The 23,199-nt window shown below is 60.2% G+C and carries 16 protein-coding genes and 1 pseudogene; 4 read left to right on the plus strand and 13 right to left on the minus strand.

Annotated elements, in window-relative coordinates; genetic code table 11:
* Positions 1-9 precede the first annotated feature (9 nt).
* Entirely contained in the window at positions 10-876 is an 867-nt protein-coding gene (locus ACOYW2_RS18195) for a YitT family protein (RefSeq protein ID WP_180140343.1), read from the plus strand.
* Between the two features lie 157 nt (positions 877-1,033).
* Here ACOYW2_RS18195 and ACOYW2_RS18200 read toward each other — a convergent pair whose 3' ends face one another.
* The 13 genes and pseudogenes from ACOYW2_RS18200 to ACOYW2_RS18260 all read right to left on the minus strand — a co-directional run bounded on the left by ACOYW2_RS18200 (position 1,034) and on the right by ACOYW2_RS18260 (position 20,148).
* Entirely contained in the window at positions 1,034-1,621 is a 588-nt protein-coding gene (locus ACOYW2_RS18200) for a chemotaxis protein CheD (protein ID WP_482767460.1), read from the minus strand.
* Positions 1,614-2,690: a protein-glutamate methylesterase/protein-glutamine glutaminase gene (locus ACOYW2_RS18205; protein ID WP_482767461.1), complete on the minus strand. Its 1,077-nt coding sequence runs from the start codon at positions 2,688-2,690 to the stop codon at positions 1,614-1,616. The genes ACOYW2_RS18200 and ACOYW2_RS18205 overlap by 8 nt, the downstream gene beginning before the upstream one ends.
* The gene (locus ACOYW2_RS18210; protein ID WP_482417473.1) at positions 2,659-3,558 is read right to left on the minus strand and encodes a CheR family methyltransferase; all 900 of its coding nucleotides are present in this window, start codon (positions 3,556-3,558) and stop codon (positions 2,659-2,661) included. The genes ACOYW2_RS18205 and ACOYW2_RS18210 overlap by 32 nt, the downstream gene beginning before the upstream one ends.
* Positions 3,559-3,626: 68 nt before the next feature.
* Positions 3,627-4,133, minus strand: a complete 507-nt coding sequence (locus ACOYW2_RS18215; RefSeq protein ID WP_482419408.1) for a chemotaxis protein CheW — start codon at positions 4,131-4,133, stop codon at positions 3,627-3,629.
* Positions 4,134-4,581: 448 nt separating this feature from the next.
* Positions 4,582-7,329 (minus strand): annotated as a pseudogene (locus ACOYW2_RS18220) (methyl-accepting chemotaxis protein); the annotation flags it as partial.
* Entirely contained in the window at positions 7,298-9,343 is a 2,046-nt protein-coding gene (locus ACOYW2_RS18225; protein ID WP_482767462.1) for a chemotaxis protein CheA, read from the minus strand. The gene ACOYW2_RS18225 and the pseudogene ACOYW2_RS18220, both read right to left, overlap by 32 nt.
* A 24-nt stretch (positions 9,344-9,367) precedes the next feature.
* A complete protein-coding gene (locus ACOYW2_RS18230; protein WP_482417477.1) occupies positions 9,368-9,733 on the minus strand; it encodes a response regulator in 366 nt (121 codons plus the stop codon).
* Positions 9,733-10,059, minus strand: a complete 327-nt coding sequence (locus tag ACOYW2_RS18235; protein ID WP_482767463.1) for an STAS domain-containing protein — start codon at positions 10,057-10,059, stop codon at positions 9,733-9,735. The genes ACOYW2_RS18230 and ACOYW2_RS18235 overlap by 1 nt, the downstream gene beginning before the upstream one ends.
* A 36-nt stretch (positions 10,060-10,095) precedes the next feature.
* Positions 10,096-11,970, minus strand: a complete 1,875-nt coding sequence (locus ACOYW2_RS18240) for a hypothetical protein (protein ID WP_482767464.1) — start codon at positions 11,968-11,970, stop codon at positions 10,096-10,098.
* 491 nt (positions 11,971-12,461) lie between these two features.
* Complete coding sequence (locus ACOYW2_RS18245; RefSeq protein WP_482417480.1) at positions 12,462-13,793, minus strand: sigma-54-dependent transcriptional regulator; 1,332 nt, start codon at positions 13,791-13,793, stop codon at positions 12,462-12,464.
* 291 nt (positions 13,794-14,084) lie between these two features.
* Positions 14,085-16,085: a methyl-accepting chemotaxis protein gene (locus ACOYW2_RS18250; RefSeq protein ID WP_482771052.1), complete on the minus strand. Its 2,001-nt coding sequence runs from the start codon at positions 16,083-16,085 to the stop codon at positions 14,085-14,087.
* A 403-nt stretch (positions 16,086-16,488) separates the two neighbouring features.
* Complete coding sequence (locus ACOYW2_RS18255) at positions 16,489-18,258, minus strand: sigma 54-interacting transcriptional regulator (RefSeq protein ID WP_482767465.1); 1,770 nt, start codon at positions 18,256-18,258, stop codon at positions 16,489-16,491.
* Positions 18,259-18,270: 12 nt separating this feature from the next.
* Complete coding sequence (locus ACOYW2_RS18260; RefSeq protein WP_482767466.1) at positions 18,271-20,148, minus strand: ATP-binding protein; 1,878 nt, start codon at positions 20,146-20,148, stop codon at positions 18,271-18,273.
* Positions 20,149-20,616: 468 nt separating this feature from the next.
* Between ACOYW2_RS18260 and ACOYW2_RS18265 the strand changes: the two genes are divergently transcribed.
* From ACOYW2_RS18265 to ACOYW2_RS18275, 3 genes are all read left to right on the plus strand, one after another.
* The gene (locus ACOYW2_RS18265; protein ID WP_482767467.1) at positions 20,617-21,828 is read left to right on the plus strand and encodes an NADH:flavin oxidoreductase; all 1,212 of its coding nucleotides are present in this window, start codon (positions 20,617-20,619) and stop codon (positions 21,826-21,828) included.
* Positions 21,829-21,863: 35 nt separating this feature from the next.
* Positions 21,864-22,244, plus strand: coding sequence for a hypothetical protein (locus ACOYW2_RS18270; RefSeq protein ID WP_482767468.1), 381 nt, complete (start codon positions 21,864-21,866; stop codon positions 22,242-22,244).
* Positions 22,245-22,510: 266 nt separating this feature from the next.
* Positions 22,511-23,161 (plus strand): hypothetical protein, encoded by a 651-nt coding sequence (locus ACOYW2_RS18275; protein WP_482767469.1) that lies wholly within the window; start codon positions 22,511-22,513, stop codon positions 23,159-23,161.
* The last annotated feature ends 38 nt before the right edge of the window (positions 23,162-23,199 follow it).

The raw sequence follows: 23,199 nt of genomic DNA on the forward strand, positions 1-23,199 counted from the left end.
CACCGAGCCATGACTGACCGAGCCTGGATAATCACCGGAAAAGACGTTGCCAGAAATGTGTGTCTCCTCACCCTGGGAAGCTGCCTTTCGGCCCTCTCCATCAACGGGATCCTCATCCCCAACCACTTCCCCTCAGGCGGCATCACGGGCCTGGGCCTGCTTCTGCACTACCAGTTCCCCGAGATCCCCTTTATCCTCTTCTACCTGATGTTCAACGTCCCCCTGTTTGCCGTAGCCTGGAAATACGTGGGACGGCGGTTTTTCCTCTACAGCCTCCTGGGGCTTACCATCTTCTCCCTGTGCGTTCACTTCATCCAGGTCCCCATCCCCCTCCACGACAAGATGCTCGACGCCCTCATGGCGGGAATCCTCTCGGGTACGGGCCTGGGCATTATCCTGAAGTCCTACGGTTCTTCGGGGGGCACGGATATCCTGTCGGTGCTCCTGCTGAAACGGTTCTCCATCCGCCTCGGCAACACCACCCTTGCCCTGAACATCCTGGTGGTGATCCTCTCCTATGTCCTCTCCACCCTGGACATCATCGTCTACACCATCGTCTTTCTCTACGTGAACGCCAAGGTCCTCAACGTTGTCTTCATGGGGACGAGCCACCGGAAAATCGTGCTGATTATCTCGGAAAAATGGGAGGGACTCTCGGCACGGATGCTCAAAGAGTTCAGGCGGGGCCTTACTATCATCCACGGGGAAGGGGCCTATTCACACCGGGACGAAAAAATTCTCTATGCGGTGATTACCCTGCGGGACCTGGGCCGGGTCAAGGACATCATCCGGGAAGTGGACCCCAAGGCCTTTGTGGTGGTCACCGAAACCCTGGACGTCATGAACCCCCGCGTGGGCAACCAGCCTCATTGGTAATGGGGAGCCTCCGGCGGCGAGGTGAGCCACCTCGAAAGCTGATGGTTTGTGCGGGCTGGATCCCAAGCTTCGAAGTAGCAGAATACGTTATCGCTACGTGTCCATTGTCTATTATGGTTTTCATTTTGGGTGTTTGTTTTCCCATGAAACATCCGGGTTAAAACAAAGTCACCCGGGTGGGCTCCTTCACAGAGGCCCGGATCTGTTCGGCCTTTTTGCGCTCTTCCCACAAGAGCTGGGCCGACTTCATGGAACGGCTCTTCTTGAGAAAGGCGTCCCCGGTGCGGGTATGGAAGATAAGGTTCCTGACGTAGACGCCCCCCAGGTCCCGATTGACCACCGGGATGCCTTCGTTTGCCAGAAAGGTGAGGACAAACTCCGAGAGCTTTTTGCCCACGGCCTGGGCTTCAATGAGGCCGGGGATGACGCTGGCCCCGCCAAAAACCTTGGCCCGGAGGTTGGTGCGCTGCCCACCCCGGGTCATGACCGCGTTGATGAGAAGCTCCATGGCGTTGATCCCGTAGCGTGCCGACAGGTTGAACCGCGTCAGGTCGGCCCGTCCGGGCAACAGGATGTGGTTCATCCCCCCCACCCGGGACGCGGGGTCGAAGAGGCACACCGAAACGCAGGACCCCAGCAGGGTGGAGATCACGGCTGGCTCGCAGCTGGCATAATACTCCCCGATGGAGAGGGTCACTCGCTTCACAGCCCCCGTGCCGCATGGCATGACGGCCTTTTCACGCATGATGGGTCTCGGCGCAGCATGCCAGGACCACCCCGGAAATCTGCTCCAGGGGAACGACCCGGTCCACGCCCCCCAGCTTGATGGCCTCGTTGGGCATGCCGAAGACCACGCAGGAGGCCTTGTCCTGGGCGATGGTCACGGCGCCTGCCTGCTTCATCTCCAACAGGCCCTTGGCCCCGTCATCCCCCATGCCGGTCATCAGGACCCCCACGGCGTTCTTCCCAGCATACCGTGCCGCCGAGCGAAAGAGCACGTCCACCGACGGCCGGTGGCGGGACACCAGGGGCCCTTCTTTCAGCTCCACGTGGTATCGGGCTCCGCTTCGCTTCAACAAAAGATGCATGTTGCCCGGAGCGATGAGAACCCGCCCCCGCATCACGGGGTCCTTGTTCTCGGCCTCCTTCACCGACACCCGGCACAGGGTGTCCAGGCGCTTGGAAAAGGCCTTGGTGAAGTGCTCGGGCATGTGCTGGACGATGACCATGCCCGGTGCATCGGCGGGCAGCTGCTCTAAAAACACCCGCAGCGCCTCGGTGCCCCCTGTGGAGGCCCCGATGGCCACCACCTTTTCCGTGGTCTCCAGCATGGCCCGGGTGGACTTGCACAGGACGGCGTCCGCGCTGAGCTTCGGCTCCACCGACCGCAGAGTCGGGGCCTTTTTCACATGGGCAAGGGCCGCGGACTTCACCACGTCACAGATCTGGATGCGCGCCTCCGAAAGAAAGGCCTTGGTGCCCAGGGTGGGTTTTCGGATGATCTCAACAGCCCCGAGTTCCATGGCTTTCAGGGCCGTGGCCGACTGCTCCGCCGCCAGGCTGGAGCACAGCACCACGGGGATGGGGTGCTGAGCCATCAGTTTTTCCAGAAAGGTGAGGCCGTCCATTTTCGGCATCTCCACATCCAGGGTAATGACGTCGGGCACCGCCGCCCTCATCTTTCGGGCGGCGTCATAGGGATCCGAGGCCGTGGCCATCACCTCGATATCCTCATCGGTTTCGAGGATTTCGCACAGGGTTTGACGCACCAGGGCGGAGTCATCAACAACCAGAACCCGTACCTTCTTTTTCATGCGTTCTCACTTTTTTATAAACTGTGGGCGCCACCGGGACCAGGGGCAGCATCTTGCAATCCAGAAACTCCGAATGCCCCATGAACAGGTGCCCCCCCGGGGCAAGCCGGTCACAGAGCCTCAGCATCAGCTGCTGTGTGGTCTCCGTGTCAAAGTAAATGGTGACGTTGCGACAGAAGATGATATCCATGGCCCGGTCAAGGCGGTACTCCGAGTCCATGAGGTTGAGCTGCCGGAACATCACTTTTTTCCTCAACCCGGGCACGATCCGCACCTGGTGACGCCGGGGGTCCTTGCTTTTCAACAGGTACTTTTTCCTCAGGGCCAGGGGCACGGGGGCGATCTCCGAGGCGTCGTAAACGCCCCTGCGAGCCACCTCCAGCACGCGGGTGGAGATGTCCGTGGCCAGGATGGAGAAGTCAAACCCCGGGTTGCTCCGGGCAAACTCGCTCAGTACCATGGCCAGGGTATAGGGCTCATCCCCCCGGGAGCAGGCGCAGCTCCAGACCTTCAGCTTATGCCCCGCCCCCACCCGGCGCGAGCCCATGATGCCGGGCAGGACCTCATCCACCAGACAGGTGAAGTGATTCGCCTCCCTGAAGAAATCGGTTTTGTTCGTCGTCACCTCATCGATGAAGTGCGAGAGCTCCTTTTCCATGCCCTCGGGGCTGAACAGGTAGTCGCAGTACTGGGCGTAGGACCCCATATCCAGGCGGCTCAAACGCTTGCAGAGGCGCGCCTCGATCATCCCTTTTTTCACATCCGGCACCTTGATGCCGAACCGCCCGTGGATAAAGCGTGCAAGAACCCTGAAATCCCGCGTGGAAAGATGGGGATGAAACGAGGCCCTGCGACGTTTAGAGGCCATGGGCGGCTCCTCTCCCCGGTCGGTCCCCGGGAGATGGTCTCTGGTGAGGTTCATGGGCGTCAGGTCCTTTAGGCTTCGGCCGCAAGGCCGGTCTCCTGAACCCCGGAGAGTTCGTCGGCGGAAAAGACCCTGTCAATGTCGAGGATGATGATAAACTCCTCATTTTTCTTGCCCATGCCCTTGATAAACTCTGTCTTCAGGCGCGTGCCGATTCGCGGGGCCGGCTCGATCTGATCCGGCTCCAGGTCCAGGACCTCCCGCACCGAATCGGCCAGGGCGCCGATGAGGGCCCGCTCCCCGTCGATGTCGGTTTCCATGATGACAATGCAGGTGTTGACGCCCTTTTCCGTTGCCGGCATGCCGAACTTGAGCCGCAGGTCCACAACGGGCACCACACCGCCCCGCAGGTTGATGACGCCCCGCATAAAGTCCGGCATCCTGGGCACGGTGGTGATCTCCGTGTAGTCCAGCACCTCCCGGACCTGCATGATGTCCAGGGCATACACCTCCCCGTGGAGCATGAACGCCAGGAAGCGGCCTGTCTCTGTGATCCCTTCGATGGTCATAATCTTCATATCTCTCGTCAACCCGTTTCATGGTGCGGGCCTGCCCCCTGGGCTTTCGGGGAGCAGGGCCTTTCCGGTGCGTCGCGCCCGGCGCGGTACCCGGAAAGGCGACCCGCATCGTCAAACGGTGGTGTTGATCCATGCCCGAGTTAGTACTTCTCGAACTCGTCGTCCAGGGCGTCCCCGTCGGAGCCGCTCCCAGGGTCCGAGAGTTCACCCCGGGTCGACGGCCCAGCCCTTTGTCCGCCGGTGCTGCAGCCACTTTCTCGGCCGCCTTGGAGGGTATCTTGATGCCCGCAGGCTTGTTGGGTCTTTTGGCTTTCCCGGATTCCCCCACCTGCTTCACCGTAAAGAAGTCGATGGCCTCCTGGAGCTGCTCGGCCTGGGCAGACAGCTCTTCGGCGGTGGCCGACATCTCTTCGGACGCCGAGGCGTTCTCCTGAATTACCTGGTCGAGCTGCAGGATGGCCTGGTTGATCTGCTCGGCCCCGGTGTTCTGCTCGTTGGAGGCGGCGCTGATCTCCTGAACCAGCTCGGCGGTTTTGCGGATATCCGGGACAATGCGATCCAGCATCTCCCCGGCCCGCTCAGCCACCTCCACGCTGGAGGAAGAGAGTTCCCCGATCTCGGCCGCTGCAGACTGGCTCCTCTCGGCAAGCTTTCGCACGGCATCGGCCACCACGGCAAACCCCTTGCCGTGCTCACCGGCCCGGGCTGCTTCGATGGCCGCGTTTAAGGCCAGCATGTTGGTCTGGCGGGCGATCTCCTCAATGATGGAGATCTTCTCGGCGATCTCTTTCATGGCCGAGACCGTCTTGCCAACGGCCACCCCGCCTTTTTCCGCGTCCCCTGCGGCCTGGATGGCCAGGCGTTCGGTCTGCTGGGCGTTCTCGGCGTTCTGGCGGATGTTCGATGCCATCTGCTCCATGGAACTGGAGGCTTCTTCGGCGGCGGCTGCCTGCTCTGTGGCCCCCTGGGAGAGCTCCTCGGAAGCAGAGCTCAAGGCCACGCTGCCGGAGGCGACGTTGTCTGCCCCGGTCTTGACGTCGGTGACCGTGGAGCTCAGGTTGTCCACCATGTGGGTAAGGGCCCGGCCCAGGATGTCTTTGTCCGACTGGACAGCCACATCCACGGTCAGGTCCCCCTGGGAAATCCGCTCGGCCAGGTTGGCCGTGGCCTTGAGGTTTGAGACCATAAGGTTCAGGGCATCGGACAGGGCGCCCACCTCGTCTTTCTGATCCACGTCCGAAGTAACGTCCAGGTCCCCTTTGGCAACGGCCTTGGCAACGGCCACGCCTTTGAGCACCGGCGTCACGATGCCGCTTGCGACCACCAGGGCAATGACGGCCACGATGGCGGCCATGACAACCCCCATGATCAGGATGGAGAGCAGCAGTTTGTTGATGGGGGCCACCACCTCTGCTTTTTCCACCTCGGCCTCAATGGCCCAGACCATGCCGTCGATATCAACGGGGGCAAAGCTGCAGAGGACCCACTTGCCCCGATAATCTTTGCGCAGCATCCGGCCTTCCTCTCCGTTTAAAGCGCGCTTGACGGAAGGGGTATCCACACTGCCTTTAGACGGATTGGCAAAGGAGGCGGCAACGGAATAATTTTCGGGGTCAATGAGGGAATCCGAGCGCATCAAATGGTCGCTCCCCACCAGAAAGACCTCACCGGTCTCCCCCATGCCCGTGCGCTCGTTCATGATGGCGTTGATGGCGCTCACCGAGAGCTGAAGGGCCACGATGAGTTCCACGTCGCCGTTGTGGTTGATGACGGGCTGGGCGATAAAGGAGCAGGGTTCGTTGTTGCTGGGCTCGTAAGGCTCAAAATCGGCGATGTGAAGGGCCTTGTTTTTGATGACCCGACGCACGAGCTTGCCGAGGCCGGAGCCCGCGTATTTCCCGGAGACCATGTTGGAATCGTAGTCGGCCCGTCTCTGCACCGAATAGAACACGTTGCCCTCGGGGTGGATCAGGTAGAGGTCCTGGTACCCGAACTTCTTGAGGTACCCGGTGTAGTAGTCCTCAACCTGGCCGGTGAGCCTGGGGGCGATGGCCTCTTCCAGATCCTCCTTGGAGATCATGGCCCAGTTGAGCCCCTGGATATCAAGGGGCTTGTAGCTCACCATGGTCAGTTTTCCCGTGGAGTCGGTGTAGACCCCGGAACCGGTTTCGCCACCCAGGGCTTTGCCCATGTAGTCGGTGACCTGGCTGGTAAAGTCGTGGCCCATGCCGTAGAGGGTCTCGCCGCCGGCCATGATGGCACTTCGGGCCAGGGTTTTGCCCCCCTGGCGTCCCAAAAGATAGGTGGTTCCGCTTTTTCCCATGCCGTGACGGCTGTGCACGATGGCGTTCAGGGGCCCTTCCGAGAGCCTCAGGGCAACCACCGCCACCACCGAACCCGACTCATTTCGGACCGGTGCCCCCACAAAAGCAACCTGTCGGCCCTGGTCCGGGGTGTAGGCGGAAAAATCCTCCATGACCACGCCCTTGGTCTCCACCACGCGGGCCCAGAGTCGTGCCAGCCCCTCCCGGTTCTGGGGCCCGCTCACCAGGTTCGTGCCCAGGTCCGGGCCCTGGGCGCAGGTGAACATCACCTGCCCGTGATCGGCACTTAAGAGGAGCAGATCATCGTAACCCGACCGCTTGAGATACTCGGTAAGAAACCCGCCGTGGGTGCTCACCAGGGCTCGATACGCCTCGGTGTTCACGGGAAAAGGCTGGGCCGGGCCTGCCTTGGCAGCGTCGCGGTAAGCGGAGAGGGCCGTGTAAAACCCCTTAACATCCTCGCTCGCCGACAGGGCGGCCATCTCGTTTTCCAGGGTGTTGATGAAGGTCTCCATCTCCCCGGCCTTGAGGGCCTGCACCGCGTTGAGTTTTGCAAAGGCGTTTTGCTTCAGGACGTCCACGGACTCCACCAGGCCGCTGATATCGGCCTTGCGGCCGTCAAACAGCTTTGTCACCTGCCTTTCCCGAATGACGCGCACCGCCTCCAGCTTGTTAAAGGCCTCTTCGGTGAGGGCCTCGCTTGCCAGGTGTCCGGCCCACCACCCGCCGATGGCCATGGGAACAATGCCGATGAGTAAAAACAACCCGATCAGCTTGGGCTTCAGCCTGATGTTTTTTATTTTAAGCATCTGGAACTCCTTTATCTTAAGAAAATCCGATTCACAGCTTTGAATCCAACAACTTGTTGACATCCACGATCAAGGCCACCGAGCCGTTGCCGAGAATGGTGGCCCCGGAGATGTCCGGGGCGTTTTTAAACGCGCTCCCCATTTTTTTGATGACAGCCTGCTGGCTGCCCACCACGGAATCCACCACCACCCCGACCCGCTGGCCGCCGGCTTCCATGACCACCACCTGCTCCAGGTCGGGCTTGGCAGCATCCACGGCGTACTCTTCCCGGAGCCGGATATAGGGCACCAGCTCGCCGCGAATGCTTAAAAAGCGGGTTTCCCGGGTCGCCTCATCCGGGGGCAATTCCACGCACTCCTCCACAGCGGTGAGGGGAAAGATAAAAAAGCCCTCTCCCAGGGTCACCAGCAACCCTTCGATGATGGCAAGGGTCAGGGGGAGTTTCAGGGTAATGGTGGTGCCGACGCCGGGGGTGCTGTCCACATCGATGGTGCCCCGCAACTGCTCGATGCTCTTTTTCACCACGTCCATGCCCACCCCGCGGCCGGAGATGTCCGAGACCTGACTGGCCGTGGAAAACCCCGGGGCAAAAATGAGGTTGTTGATCTCCTTGTCCGTCAGGTCGGCGTCCGGCAGGATCAGCTCCTTTTCCAGGGCTTTTTGACGGATCGCCTCGGGATCGAGGCCCCGCCCGTCGTCGGAAATACGGATCAGCACGTTGCCACCGGAGTGCTCCGCCGCAAGGTGAATGGTGCCGAAGGGCTTTTTCCCCGCCCCTTCGCGCTCGTCGGGCAACTCGATGCCGTGGTCGATGCTGTTGCGAAGGATATGCACCAGGGGATCCTTGAGGTGCCCGATGACCGTCTTGTCCAGCTCGGTCTCCTCACCGGAGGTGGTGAGCTCGATCTTTTTGTCCAGCTCGGCCGAAAGATCCCGTACCAGGCGCCGGAACGTGGAAAATGTGGTCCCGATCTGCAGCATGCGCATGCCCATGGCGTTGTCCCGGAGGCTGCCGGTGAGCATCTCGATCTCTTCGGCAATGGAGACCAGGTCCACGTCGTTGGCGGCAATGGCTTTCTGGCTGAGGCGGGCCTGGGCGATAACAAGCTCTCCCACCAGGTCCACCAAGTCGTCGAGCTTGTCCGCCGACACCCGGATGCTGGTGGCAAGGGCCTCCTCCTTTCGCCTGGAGATCTGCTTCCTTGCCGCATCCTGCTCCATGAGGGCGGAACTCACCGCCGCCTGGCTGGTGACCTTCTCCGCCACCAGGATCTCCCCCAGCAGGTTCTGCCGTTTGAGGGCCTTGTCCAGGTCCTCTTCGGAGAGGTCCCCCCGCTTGAGGAGGATCTCGCCGATCCTGTCCTCGGCGTCGTCCTCATCAATGCGCCCGATGACAAGCTCGCACTCGTCCTCCACAAAGATGAAGACGTCCCGGATGGCATTTTCGGCCTGGTCCGTGGTGAGGACAATGTCCCAGAAGACGTAGCAGGACTCCGGGTCCATCTCCGATAAGGTGGGAATCTTGTCGGTGTGGGCCACCACACTGCACTCTCCGAGCTCCCGCAATTCGTCGATGAGGTGAACGGGGTTGGTGCCCCCGGCAAAGATCCCGGGATCCGGGCGAAACCGGATACGGTAGGAGGTCAGGACCCCGGAAGGAACCGGCCCTTCCTCATCCTCCGCTGGGGCCGCCTCCCCGGAACTCTCCGGCTCCGGGATCAGTTCCCTGAAAGCACGGATGATCTCCTCTTCCCGGAGAGCATCGCCCTCCTCCTCCGACTCCAGAAGGTCCCGGATGTGGTCCCCTGCCGAAAGGGTGAGGTTGATGAGTTCCTTGGTGACACACACCTTGCCCTCCCGCACCAGGTCGAAAACCGTCTCCACGTTGTGGGTAAAGGCGGCGATGGCATCAAACCCGAACATCGCCCCAGACCCCTTGATGGTGTGCATGGCCCGGAACACGCGCCCGATGAGCTCCATGTCTTCGGGGTACTCCTCAAGCTCCAGCAACGAGGCTTCGAGTTCTGCAAGCAGCTCATAGGCTTCCGTTTTATAGGCTTCTTCTTGTACATCCATGACGCAACTCCTGATGAGCCTTGGTTACCTCAGCACTTTTTTCACCACGCCAAGAAGCTGCTCGGGCTTGAAGGGCTTGATGATCCACCCCGTGGCCCCTGCCTTTTTCCCCTCTTTCTTTTTTTCGTCCTGGGATTCGGTGGTCAACAGGATGATGGGGATGAACTTGTACGGAGCCATGGCGCGGGCCTTGCGGATCAGCTCGATGCCGTCCATGCCGGGCATGTTGAGGTCGGTGATGATCATGTCGATCTTTGACGTCGACAGCTTGGCCACGCCCTCCCGGCCGTCGGCGGCCTCCACCACCTCGTAGCCCGCGTTTTTCAGGGTAAAGCCAACCATCTGGCGAACACTTGCCGAATCGTCCACTGTAAGAATCGTCTGAGCCATTATGATACGTCTCCTTTCCAAAAACATGTCTCGCACCGTTGCTCGGCGCAGATCCCCCGGCGGTAGAACCCCGCCTCCACAAGGGCCTCGCGAATCACCTCGCTGTCCGTCCGTTCCTGCTGCAGCCTGGTCCCCCCGTCTTCCGCCGACCGGCACGCCGCACAGAACAGCTGGATACCCGAAAGGTCCAGTTGCGATATATTTTCCATATGGACAACCACCTCGGTTGCCTCTGAAACCACATCCACAAGAAGCTCTTTGAGCTCTGCCGCGTGGGCGATTGTTACGCTGCCTTCAAGGGTCACGGCCGCAACCGTACCCGTCATCGTCACCTCGTGGTGCATTTGCCCTCCTTCCATGAATCAGAACAGCTCGATATTGTCACCGAAGTCATCATCGCTCCCCGATTCCGCCCCTTGGGAGCCGAAGGAACCGCCCCCGTCCGAAGCTGCCGTGGCAGCGCCTGTGTCCCCGGCCATGCAGGCCATGTGAACGCTGCGCTCGGTCTCCATGGTGTATCGGTCCACCAGGCAGTGTTCCGGGATGCGGACCGTGGCCGTCTCCTCCACCCAGGGGGCCAGCAGCCCCCTGGCTTCATCCAGCTGGTCCTTCTGACGGGTCAGCATCTCCACGAGGCTGGGCAGGAAGGTCAGTGCCTCCCTTGCCCTGGCAAAGGTGGTGATCAGCTTTGTGGAGACCTCAAGCAGGCCCGCGGTGCGCTCCTTGATCTGCTCATACAGGCTCAGGGTCATGGAGACGATGCTGTCCAGGGGACGCCCCGCCTCCGAGGAAGGATCATCTTCCCCTGTGTTGAAAAGCGTCTCCAGCTCCACACCCTGGATGGTGTCCACAACCGACGAGATAACCGTCTCCACGGCGCCGATGGACTCCTCGGCCTGGTTTGAGAGGGATTTCATCTCCTTGGCCAGCACCGACAGGGAGCGCCCCTCGGTGCCCAGGTGGTTGGCGGCGATGATGGTGTTGAGGGCCTTGTTGTGGGATTCCCGACTGATGTTGTGCAGATCGTCGGTGAACGACGAGAGGGTGGAGACCGCCTCAAAGGCCTTCTGGTAGATCTCCCCCAACCGGCTCTCAAGGTCCGCGCCCCGCCTTTCCAGGCTCCGGATGTTCGAGAGGTCCGAGGAGAGCATGCCGAAGGGGTCCTCCGATGCGTCCCTGGAGGTCTCCCGGGCTGCGGCCGGATCCCCCATGTTGGTGAGGTATCGGGTCAACTGGGTGATGTCCCCGACGATCCCCTCCATGGCCACCCGGGTCTGGCCGTACACGGCATCCACATCGGCGATGAGCTGCTCGATCTGTGCCCGTTGCAGGCCGATGAGGGCATGGGCGGTGGCCACATCGTCGGCGCGGCCCTGCCCGCCTTCCAGGCAGGCCGCTTCCGGGTTGCAGAGCCGGTCCACTTCGCTCAGGCCCGACACGACATGTTCGATGCGCTGGCGCATGGAGTCGTGGAGCTGAACCCCCACCACAATCTTTTCCACCTCCCGGAAAATCCCCCGCGACATGCGCTCGGCATCTTCCACCAGGCCGAAAGAGTAGCCCATGAGCTCTTCGATTTGTTCAATGGAATTTCCAGCGGAGTGTTCGGCCAGGTCGGCCAGACCGGTGATCTCGACGATCCCGCCCGAGATTTCGGTAAACATGGCCTCGAAGCGGTTTTTGGAGGCCACGGTGAGTTCGTGGATGCTCTTTGAGACACGGATCATCTCTTCGGAGAGGGTCTTAATCTCTCCGGCGATGACGGAAAAATTCTCGTCGGAGATATCGGACCGGGAGGTCTCGATGAAAATGTTCAATGCAACGGCCCTGAGGTACCGTGCCACCCCGTCAATTTCCCCCCGCCTCGCATCCAGCTGTTCAAAGGAGCCCAGGACCTCCTTCACCGGATTGGACTTGGACACGGCATTGTCCCGGCACCGTTTGAGAAGGGCCAGGGACTGGTTCACCGAGGCCCCGACGGACCTGAGGGAGTGGTCACCGCTGTCGTCACCGATGAGCTCAGCCACGCCCACCGCATCCCGCATCAGCACCGTCACATACTCGTAACCGGACTGAAGCCCTTGGCCGAGCCCCATGAAGTCGGCCTCGGAACCCGTACTGGCGGCTTCAAGCCCCTCTTTTACGGATGACACATGGCGAATGACGCCCGGAAAAATTTCTTGTTGCACGGTTTGCCCATCATCAACAGCCAGAACAGCCTTATCACTATCTTTCACATACATCTCCAAACCCAGCCGTTATCAATTCCACCATGGATACGCGGGTGCCACCGTAAACCAACCCCTTTCCCGTTTTCTGTCAGGAAGCCATGGACCGCCTTCCTGTCTCACCCTGTACTCAAGGCCGCCGGTACCCCCTTCAAGCCACCGTCTGACCTCATCAGCTCCTTCTCGCCATGTCTGCGCCCTTTTCTTAAGCAAAACCAGGGCCACCTCAGACAAAAATACGTTAACGCATTGTCGAAAGAGACAATATGAGTCAAACCCCAGAGCAGCCGGAGCGTTTTTTCCTGCCTGGATTGTTTTATCGGAGAATGAAAGGCGGCCAGCGGGCAAGGCGAAGGAAAGCTAAGTCATGGATGAAACACACCCTGAACGGCGTTCAGGTGTGGAAAAACAAAAATTCCTTTATGGAAGAACCATTCTCAAATAAGAGAATGAAATTCCCCTACCAAAGGAAAGGGTACAATATCAGGTCATTGGCAGGATCACCGGTTCTCGTCACCCATGCCAACACCATGCTGTTTGAGCAGTTTATACAAATAGGACTTGGAAAGCCCGGATATCCGGCAGGCCCGGTCCTTGTCTCCCCCCGCCGTACGAACCAGCCGCTGCAGGTACGCCCTGGTGCTGTCGGCCTGGTGCTTTCGAAAACTGGGCAAGTCCCGGAGATCACCCCTGCTCCCGCGGTCTCGCATGGCGTGGCCCACCCGGGAGAGGCGGACAAAGGGAGGCAGGTGAAAATCGTAGAGCAGGTCGTAGTTCCAGGCACTGGCAAGGACCTTGTCCATGACAACCAGCAATTCACGGACATTGCCCGGCCAGTCGTAACTCAACAGGGTGTCCACAAAACAGGGGGAAAACCGCTTCTCCGGCAGGGACCTCTCCTGGCAGAACCTTTCCGCGCAACGGGCTGCGATGGCTTTGATATCGTCCCGGCGATCCCTCAGCGGAGGCACCTCGATGTCGACACCCTTGAGGCGATACATCAGGTCCGCACGGAAAGAGCCCTCCTTGACCATGCGATCCAGGTCCCGGTTCGTGGCAGAGATGAGCTTGAACGACGAGGTGATGACCGTGTCCGATCCCACCGGGCGAAATTCATGTTCCTGAAGGAATCGCAGGAACTTTTTCTGCACGGACAGGGACATCTCCCCCACCTCGTCCAGAAAGAGGGTGCCCCCGTCGGCATGGCGAATGAGCCCTTTGCGGCTGGCGTCCGCCCCGGTAAAGGCCCCCCTGTCGTGCCCGAAGAGCATGCTCTCGGCCAGGGGCTTGGCAATGGTGGCACAATCCACCACCACAAAGGGTTTCTCACGTCGGGAGCTGTTTTCATGAATCGCCCGGACAAACAGCTCTTTGCCCGTGCCGGACTCCCCGGTCACCAGGACATTGGCGTCGCACTCCGCGGCCTGGGCCGCAAGCTCCAGGGCCTTTCGGATGGGGCGGGAACTTCCCACGATGCCTTCCCTGTTGAACCGCACCTCCTTGTTTGCCAGAAGCTTGCGCCGCCGATACTCCGAAGCACGGGCCATGACCAGCAGCAGCTCATCGCTGGAAAAAGGCTTCTGCATGTAGTCCCAGGCACCGTTCTTAAGGGCTGCTTCAGCGTTTTTCATATCGGCATTTTCCGTGATGACGATCACCTCGGGCTCCGACGGAAGATCCAGAAAGGCCGCCACGGGATCCACGCCGTGGCCATCCGGCGCCACTTCATCAAAAAGCACCAGCTCCACCTCGGACGTCGCCGCCGCTTTAAGCCCGTCTTCCACCGTTGTCACACAATCGGCCGTACCGCCGAAGCACTCCAACGCGTTCATCAGATCATTGTCCCTTGAACAGCCGCAATCAACAACGAGAACCTGCACCGTCACCTCACACCCATCACTCCGCAGCCGGGGCACGCCCGGACTTACCATCTTTTTTCCTAATCAAGAACGCCTCCCAAACCCGGTCTGCAGTACTTAATACAAACGCAACACCCGACCCGGATATCGTCATCTTTTACTAAAATTATCTTCAAACATAAATGTTAAAAAAACGCTGACAGCCAGTTCCCGGCCGCACACCCTGCAATGCCTTTGCGGCTTCGCGCTCTTTCCCCCCGGGCTTCAGAGCCTGAAGCGCTCCACCACCGCCGAGAGGGTCTCGGAGAGATGGGCCAGACCGTCGGCGCTGGAGTTGACCTTGCTGCTGTTTTGCCTCATTTCATCCACGGACCCGTCCACCTGTCCGATCTCGGCGGTGATCTCACGAACGACGGCCAGAACCTGTGCCATGCTGTCGTTGACCTGCCTGAACCGCTCCGTGGCCTCGGTGACGTTACCCGAAATATCCCGGGTCGCCGCCGACTGCTCCTCAATGGCCGTGGCAATGGTCAGGGTGATGTCGTTTACCTCGTGGATGGTTGTTGAGATATCCCCGATCTCGGAAAGGGCCTCGCGGGTCCCCTCCTGGATCCCTGTGATCTTGCCGCGAATCTCCCCTGTGGCTTCCTCGGTCTGCCTGGAGAGGTCCTTGATCTCCCCTGCCACCACCGCAAACCCCTTGCCCGCGTCCCCGGCCCGGGCCGCCTCAATGGTGGCGTTGAGGGCCAGCAGGTTGGTCTGCTCCGAGATCTCGGTGATGGCTTCGGTGACGTGCCCGATCTCTCCGGCGGCCTCACCCAGGCGGCCCATTTTATCCGACGCGCTTCCTGCATTGGCCACCGCCTTTTCGGAGATCTCACGTGATTTAGCCGAGTGATGGGCAATCTCATTGATGGTTGCGGTCATCTGCTCCGTGGCCGCGGCGATCATGGCCATACTGGCCGAGGTCTCCTCCATGGCCCCTGCAATGGTGTCCATGCTCTCCATGGTGCCCACGGAGGCCGTGGTGATGCGATGGGCCTGTTGGGCCGTCTCCTCCGCACCGGAAGCCATCTTCTCGGAAATGCCCAGCAGATCCCCGGAGGCGCTGCCCACGGCATGGGCGTTGGAGGCCGTGTCCGTTACAACCGCATGGATCTTGTCCATGAACACGTTGAACCAGCCCGAGAGCTCGGCGATCTCGTCTTTTCCCCGAACTTCCAGGCGCATGGACAGATCCCCTTCGCCTTCGGCCATCTCCCTGAGCCCCCGGGCAACCCGCCTGACGGGCCGCACCATGGATTCGGCCAGGAAAAACGCGAAAAAGACGGACACCACGAAAAAAAACGCCCCCACAGCGGCAAGGGTCCCCAGCATGCCCCGGGCATGGGAAAGAATCTCCCCGTGATCGATGACGCCGATGAGTTTCCATCCGGTCCGCGGGGAGGTGTACACATTGATATCGTAGTCCCCGCCCTCACCGTCGCTCCTCAGGTGGCCCGAGGCGGTGTCCGCAATGTGTTCGTAGAGCGCCACACCGCTTCCCGCAAGACGCGTAAAATTCATCTCAGGATGCCTGGGGTTGGCAAGAATGGTGCCGGTCTTGTCTGCGAGCACCACGTACCCGCTCTTTCCAAAGGAGACCGAACCGATCAATGCCGTAAGCCCGGAAAGCTTCAAGTCGGCAGCCACCACCCCCAGAACCTCGCCCCCGGCCCCTGTGACGGCCTTGAGCAGGCTGAGGTAGGCCTCGCCGTCCGAGGCCCTGTACAGGTCGGTCATAACGACCCGCCCAGGATCAGCAAGGGCGCTTTGGTACCAGCCCCGAGTGGTGGGGTCGTACCCGGGCTTCCTCTCACTGACAGGGCACTGCACATACCCGCCGTAACGCGTCCCGAAGGTGAGGGAACCATAGGCGGGATGGGTGTCCAGCATGGTCTGGAAATACCGAAAAATATCGGCTTCAAGCCCCCCGTTATCAAGGGGCGTCATGGGGGTGGGGTCGCTGGTGTGACGGTAGGAGGTAAGGCTGTTGTCGTCTTTGAGAAGGCGAGGGTCCCTGGCCAGCATGGCTGCGTCCGCCGCCACGGCATCTATCAACAGGGCGATGGTCTCGTCCACCTGCCTGAGCTCGTCACTGGATTCCTGGATAAACAGGGCAAGGGAGCTCTTTGTGAGCCTCGCCCCCGTGATCACGCAGATTGAAACAATGGATACGGCAAGCATCATCACGCAGGCCGCGATGATCTTGCCTTTGATGGTCACTTTCAAACGTCAGTCCCCGGATAAAAAAGTCAGTCAAAAAAACAGTCGCCGGGGCGATGAACACAAAGTAATGTACGGTGGTGTAGGTGGTTTGTGTTCCGCTGCAAAACAAGAAGGAAACAAGAAGAGGGAGTCCCCTTGCAAAACGTATGGATGACGTTTCAAAGGTTTCACCCGGTGGAATCATCCGGCTCACCGCCCCGCCGATGCAAAAGATTCATTGCACAAGGGGTGCCAGTCTCGCCGCAGATATCGAAACCGCTTCATTTTCAAGGTAAATCAAGGGGAGCCCATGCACGCCGGGAAGCCCATGCAGGTGCAAGAAATGGCACAACAGAAAAGAGCCTGACGGTATCCCCATGAAATAACTGCACTTCACCGATACTGCCGTTTTTTGCACAATTCATGCAGAATTCAGCTGATGGTCCTTCATTTTTTTATAGAACGTACGGGCGGGAAGGTTCAGATACCTGGCGGTGTTGCCCCTGTGCCACCGGTTTTTCTCCAGGGCCATGAGCAGCAGCTTCTTTTCATGGCACTTCATGGCCGCCTGCAGGTCCCGGACCTCTTCTTCCCCGGCCCCCGCGGCCTCCATGGAACTCGCCCCTTCAAGCTGCAGGGTCCCCAGGGTGAGGTATCGCCGCACCACGTTCTGAAGTTCACGGATGTTCCCGGGCCATCCGTACTCCAGCAGGGCATGCATGGACCGGCCGTCCATCACGGCGGCTTTACTCCCCACGCCCTGGGCGTTGGTGAAGTACTCCACCAGCAGGGGGATGTCTTCCCGCCGCTCCTTTAACGGGGGCAGGTAGATGGGGATGATGTGGATCCTGTAATAAAAATCCTCCCGCATGGAACCGGCTCGCACCATGCCCTCCAGATCCCGATTGGTAGCAGCAATGATACGGATATCGGGCTTTTTCACGGCCACGCTCCCCAGGGGAGAGTACCCGCCGCCTTCGATGGCGCGGAGCAGCTTCACCTGGATGTTCAGGCTGATCTCCCCGATCTCGTCCAGAAACAGGGTGCCGCCGTCCGCGTGATCCAGGTACCCCGGCTTGTGGCCGTGGGCCCCGCTGAAAGCCCCCTTGGCGTACCCAAACCGTCCTCCAGAAAGCTCCTCGGGAATGGCCCCGCAATTCACCGGAACAAAAGGGTTTTCCCGGCGATCACTCATGTCGTGAATGGCCCTGGCCGCAAGCTCCTTGCCCGTGCCGGACTCACCGTAAACCACCACCCCCGCGTCGGTGGAAGCGGCCTTGGCCACCAGCTCGTAGACATGCTGCATGGGCACGGACTTGCCGACCATGCCCCCGAAGCGGTAGCGATCCTTCATGGAGGAGCGCAGGAGCCGGTTTTCCGTTCTGAGCAGGGCAGATTCCTCCTCCAGGCGCCGCTCCTTCTCCTTGACCTCGGTGATGTCCCGTACAGTGAGCAGCACAGCGTTGCTCCCCTGCCAGGTAATGACCCGGAGATTGGCCCCCACCCAGAACGCCCTGCCGTCCCCCCCGATGCATTGTCCCTGGAAGGAATCCGGCCCCCCCTTGCCCTCCTCCAGCTGCCGGACCCAGGTCAGCACGGCCTCACGCTTTTTCTCCACAAGGTGGTGAAAGGCCTGACGCCCCACCAGGCACTCGGTGTCCGGGTATCCGAAGATCTCGGCAAAGGCGCTGTTGACAAAGAGGTATTGCCCGTTCTGGGTCAGGGAGATGCCGTCGGCGATCTGTTCGGTGAGGAGCCGGTACTGCACTTCGCTCCGGTCCAGGGCACGCTCCACCACCACCTGCTTCCTGCGGTTGGCCGCATCGCGCAGCTCCCGCTCGATGGCCGGAACGAGGCGATCCAGGCGATCCTTGATCAGGTAGTCGTGGGCCCCCTGCTTCATCACCTCCACGGCCACGTCTTCCCCCAGCACCCCGGAGACCATGATAAAGGGAATGTCCATGCCCGACGCCTTCCAGAGCTCCAGCGCCTCAATGCCCCCGAACCCCGGCAGGTCGTAATCGGAGATAATGACGTCCCAGCGGCGGGAGGCAAGGGCCCCGCGCATCTCCGCCTCGCCGTCCACCCGCTCGCAATGGGGACGAAGCCCGTCTTTTCGGAGCCTGCGTATAATCAGAAAGGCATCGTCTTCGGAATCCTCGACGATGAGCACGTTCAATGGGTTGTTCATCCGGGTGTGTCCTTAAAGAGTAAAATAAAACGCGGCGCCGTGGCCTGGAGCGCTCTCCGCCCAGATGGTTCCCCCGTGGCGGTGCACGATCCGCTGCGCCGTGGCCAGCCCCACCCCCGACCCCTGGAACTCATCGCCGGAGTGGAGCCGTTGAAACGGCCTGAACAGCTTGTCCTGCCCTTTCATATCGAACCCCACCCCGTTGTCCTTGAAAAAATAGACCGGTTTTCCATGCTTCCGGCTCCCCAGGATGCCGAACTCAATAACCGCATTTTCCTTTGGTGCCGTGAACTTCCAGGCATTGCCCATGAGGTTGGCAAAGAGAATATGGATGAGGCGGGGGTCCCCCTGGCCCGACACCCCCGGAGCAACAATGAGTTCCACAGCCCGGCCGGGATGCTGACGATCCAGCTCCTTGTGTGTGGACACCACCAGGCTGGAGAGGTTCAGGGGCTCGGTGACCATCTCGCAGCGGGTCACCCTGGCCAGATGGAGGATGTCGTCGATGAGGCCCGCCATATGCCGGGCGGCCCTGCGCACCCGGCCCAGGCAAGCCGTGCCTTCGGCGCTGAGACGAGCCCCGTGGTCCTCCTCCAGGGCCTGGCAAAACCCATCGATGCGACGCAAAGGGGCCCGCAAATCGTGGGACACCGAGTAGGAAAAGGCCTCCAGCTCCCGGTTGGCCGCCACCAGGGCCCGGTTGGCGGCGGCAAGCTCGCGGGTCCGCGTCTCCACACGCATCTCCAGTTCCCCGGTGTTTTTGAGGATCTCGGCATGGAGCTGGGCATGGTAGATCACCGTGGCCAGGGAGTTTGCCGCTTCCGTCACGATGTCCAGGTGCTCCGGAAGAAAGCCCCCGGGGCGCTCCTTGCCCACATAGATGGCCCCGATCATGCGCCCCTCGATTACCATGGGAACCCCGGCGCACGACCGGATTCCCCTCAGCGCAAGCTTTCGGGCCACATCGGAATCCTGTTCCGAGGTCGCCATGTCCTCCATCACCAGGGGCTCCCCGCGGGTCATGGCCGGAGACACGTAAAAAGAGGAGAGGGGCATGCAGAGCCCCGCGCCGATCTCGGTCTCCTGCCGCGAATACATGGCCTGAAGGGTCCCGGTACCCATCTCCGCATCAAAGGTCGCGATGGTGGCCCGGTCACACGGCACCATATGAAGAATGTGATGCATGGCAGCCTGGGCCACGGCATCCGGGGATCGCACCCCCAGGATGGACTGGTCCATGCGGTGGAGAAGGTCCAGGCGCTCCAGGTACCGGTGCTGCATCTCCTCGGCGCGTTTCCTCTCGGCCAGAAGCTTCCCCAGGAAAAACACCCACGCCGTCAGGGTGACAAGGGCCATGGAACAGAGCACCACGGTCAAGGCAATGGCGCGATGGTAGGCAGAAATGATGCGGGACTGAAGCCTGGCGATGATGGCCGAGACCTTTTCATCAAAGAGAACGGAGAGGCGCTCATGCTCGATCTTGGAGAGAGTCCGGAGCACCTTGTCGGCATGCATGCCCGCCTCGCCGTAGGTCAGGCGGATGATCCGGTCGTAGGTGGCCCGGGCCGAGTCAAAGGTATCCCTGGGCAACCCGTAGGTGTCGATGGTTTCCGAGATGGAGTCCATGTCCGCGTTGAACTGGGCTTTGATGCAATCGATCTGCTCTCGGTCCCCGGGGCTCACCAGGTCATAGATATAGATACGCGCGTGGTTCAAACGGCCCTGGATCATCTTGAGCTCCAGGATCCTGTCGTTGGCGTGCTCCACGGTCCGCATCACGTTTTTGACGTTGTAGACCCCCACAAACCCCAGGCAGACCATAAAACAGATCACACACAAAAATGCCAGGAACAGCCGAGACCCGATGACGATGGCCGTCCCTTCGGTCATCTTCGCACCGCCCCTGCTGATTGTCGCCGTCCCTTTCAAGAAAACCTCCGACTGATATTCGCGTTCACATTGTCGATGCCGTATCGTGGACCGGTATCCCCATGACACTTACCACCAATGTCTCACAAGCGAAACCACGGCCAGCCCGCTCAGGGCATGAATTCAGGGGCCCTCCGGCCTCGCTGCCCCATCGCGAATTTCTCCGGTGGTCTCATTGCCACTTGACAGCCGCATTTGAAATCATTCATGATTAGTCATCCTTAAAGGCCGTTCGTTAATGACTTGTTGATTTCCTTCTTACCCGTTGCAAGCAACCCCCCATGTCCTGTTTTACTTAATAATTTATCGGCCCGTCCTTAATCCCCGGCCGGTCCCGCAGTTCTTCCGATCCGGTGCCGCCGGTTCCCATATGAAGTGATGCGACTCCGCCCCCGGAGCAGGCCTGCACACCACCCGAAAGGATCGCCCATGTCGCTGCTGTTCACGCCAGGAAAAATCGGATCCCTTGAAATCAAAAACAGGTTTGTCAGAGCACCGGTCTATGAAGGGCTGGCCGAGGCCGACGGCTCCATCGGCGACGACATGCTTGCCTGCCATGAACGCCTGGCCAGAGGCGGGGTGGGCCTGATCTGCACCGGTTACATGTTTGCCTCCCCCCTGGGGCGGGCACAGAAACGGCAGGCGGGCATCCACTGTGACGCTATGGTCCCGGGCCTCAAAAAACTGGCCGACACCGTCCACGCCCACGGAGCCAGAATCGCCTTTGAGATCTCCCACGCCGGGCGCCAGACCGAAAAACACCTCATCGGTCGCAACCCCCTGGGCCCGTCCCGCATCAGGCGGGACCCATCCTACTTCATCAAGCCCGACGAAATGAGCGATGCCATGGTGCAAGAAACCGTGGACGCCTTTGTGGCGGCAGCGGGCCGGGCCGTGGAAGCCGGTTCCGACCTCATCTACCTCCACGCCGGGGGCGGCGACCTCCTTAACCAGTTCCTCAGCCCCTTTTTCAACGTAAGGAAAGACCGCTGGGGCGGCTCCCCCGAAAACCGGTTCCGCATCATGCAGGAGATCATCACCGGCATCAAAGAGAAGGTCTCCAAAGAGATCCCCATCCTCGTGAAGATGAACTCCCGGGACCTGACCCCGCAGCAGGGCATCACCCTGGAGCTGGCCCGCACCTACACGGCATGGCTCAGGGACTCAGGGGTCAGCGGCCTGGAGCTGACAACCGGTGTCAAATTTTACGATCACATGAGCTGCTGGCGCGGGGGCGTCCCGGTCAAGGAGATCGTCCGGGCCCTGCCCGCATGGAAAAAACCGGTGGGATGGCTTTTGATGAAACAACTGGAAGGAACCCGCGACCTCATCGAAGGCTGGAGCCTGGAAGACCTCAAAGCCGTGAAGGAGTGCGCCGGAGACATGGCCCTGGTCATCGTGGGGGGGATGCGCAACAAGACGCACATGGAAACCGTCCTTGCGGAAGGCCACGCCGACTTCATCGCCCTTGCACGGCCCCTCATCCGGCAGCCCGCCTTTGTCAACCGCCTCAAGGAAAAAGGAAAACGACGTTGCCACGCATCTCCTGCAACCGATGGATCGCAACAAAGCTGCCATGAACCAACTGCCCTCGGCCTGCTACCGCAACGGCCTTCCCGGCTGAATCGCAGGTACAAATAAAACGGACTAACACCCAACCTGAAGGAGGCCTCACCATGATCCCGTACCCTCAAATCAACTATCCCTGGAGCGGAGATGTCGTCCAGAGCATCGACCCCGATGTTTTTTTCGGCGCCATCCCCGCAGAAGCCGGAGACGGCCGGATGGAAAAGGCCATTGTCAGCAAAGCGTCCTACGGCAGGCAGCTCGGCCTCATCACCGAGGTCCTCATCTCCCTGGTGGAGGAGGGGGGGAAAAAAACACAGAGCAAGGACGCATTCAAGGATCTCAAGGGAGTTCAACAAGATACGGAAAAGATAAAAAAAGAGATGAGGGTGGCCACCCGGACGGCCGCCCGCAGGATCCTGGAAAGCCTCAGCCAGAGCGACCCCGACGCGTTGGATCAAATCTTGAAGGAGTTCAGTGCCCGATCTTAGCCCGGACATTTCATGAGAAAACAACCGCCCAAAAGAAAAAACACTATGATTTTAGCCATCTACGATAAAAGTGTCTGCTATTTTGAAAATGCAAAATGTAAATCAGCGTTTGCTGTTTGATTTTCTCACCCTTCGGGCGAGCCGAGTGCACCCATCTTCTGCGTTATCAGAGCTTTGAGGTAAAACACTACATCTGCAGCTCTGATGCCTTGAATATGGGTGCACTCGACTCGTGAAATATCCGGGTTAAATGAAAGGAGCGATCCATGAACGATCATGCCTCTTCCTCCCCATCCCTCTGGACCGATATGCGAAACTGGATCATCGGGCTGACGGCTGTGCTTCTCGTGATCCCTTCCCTGGTCAACGCCGGTCTGGACATCTACAAATCCCTCATCAATTTTCCCAAAACCCGGTCGGAACAGATCAACAACCGCCTGTTTTCGGACAACTTCGGGAAATCGCCCATCGTCACCATTCCGGTGCCCATCAAGACCCGCCACAAAACCGTCAACATGAAGCTCTCCATCTATGAGGGCGGCGACATCTTTGCCGAGTACGGCAATTACTCCCAGTGGTTTCCATTCCCCACCGAACAGACGGGTGCCCGGTCCTGGGTTCCGTATGCTTATGCCGAGCCACCAAAGCCCGTGGATGCCCCCCGTGAATACACCCAGGTGGATACCCTCAAAGGGAAGGTCATCGAAAGGGAACGGATCTACTCCGACGGCACCACCGAAAGGTACACCATCAACCGGAACACCGGAAAAATCCAAAACAAAGTGATCAGCCAGGAGACCCCGCCGCAGTCCGACACAACCAAGCCCCAGGTTCACATCATGCCCTTCCCCACCGTGGATCTTGAGGCATTGAAAGAGACCGCAGAGGCGACGCCCCATGACTGCCCCAAGCCCTGACGTTCCGATGACACCGCCATGCACCGGGTCCCCCATGG

This window comes from Desulfoluna sp. CLI2B (assembly GCF_056847375.1).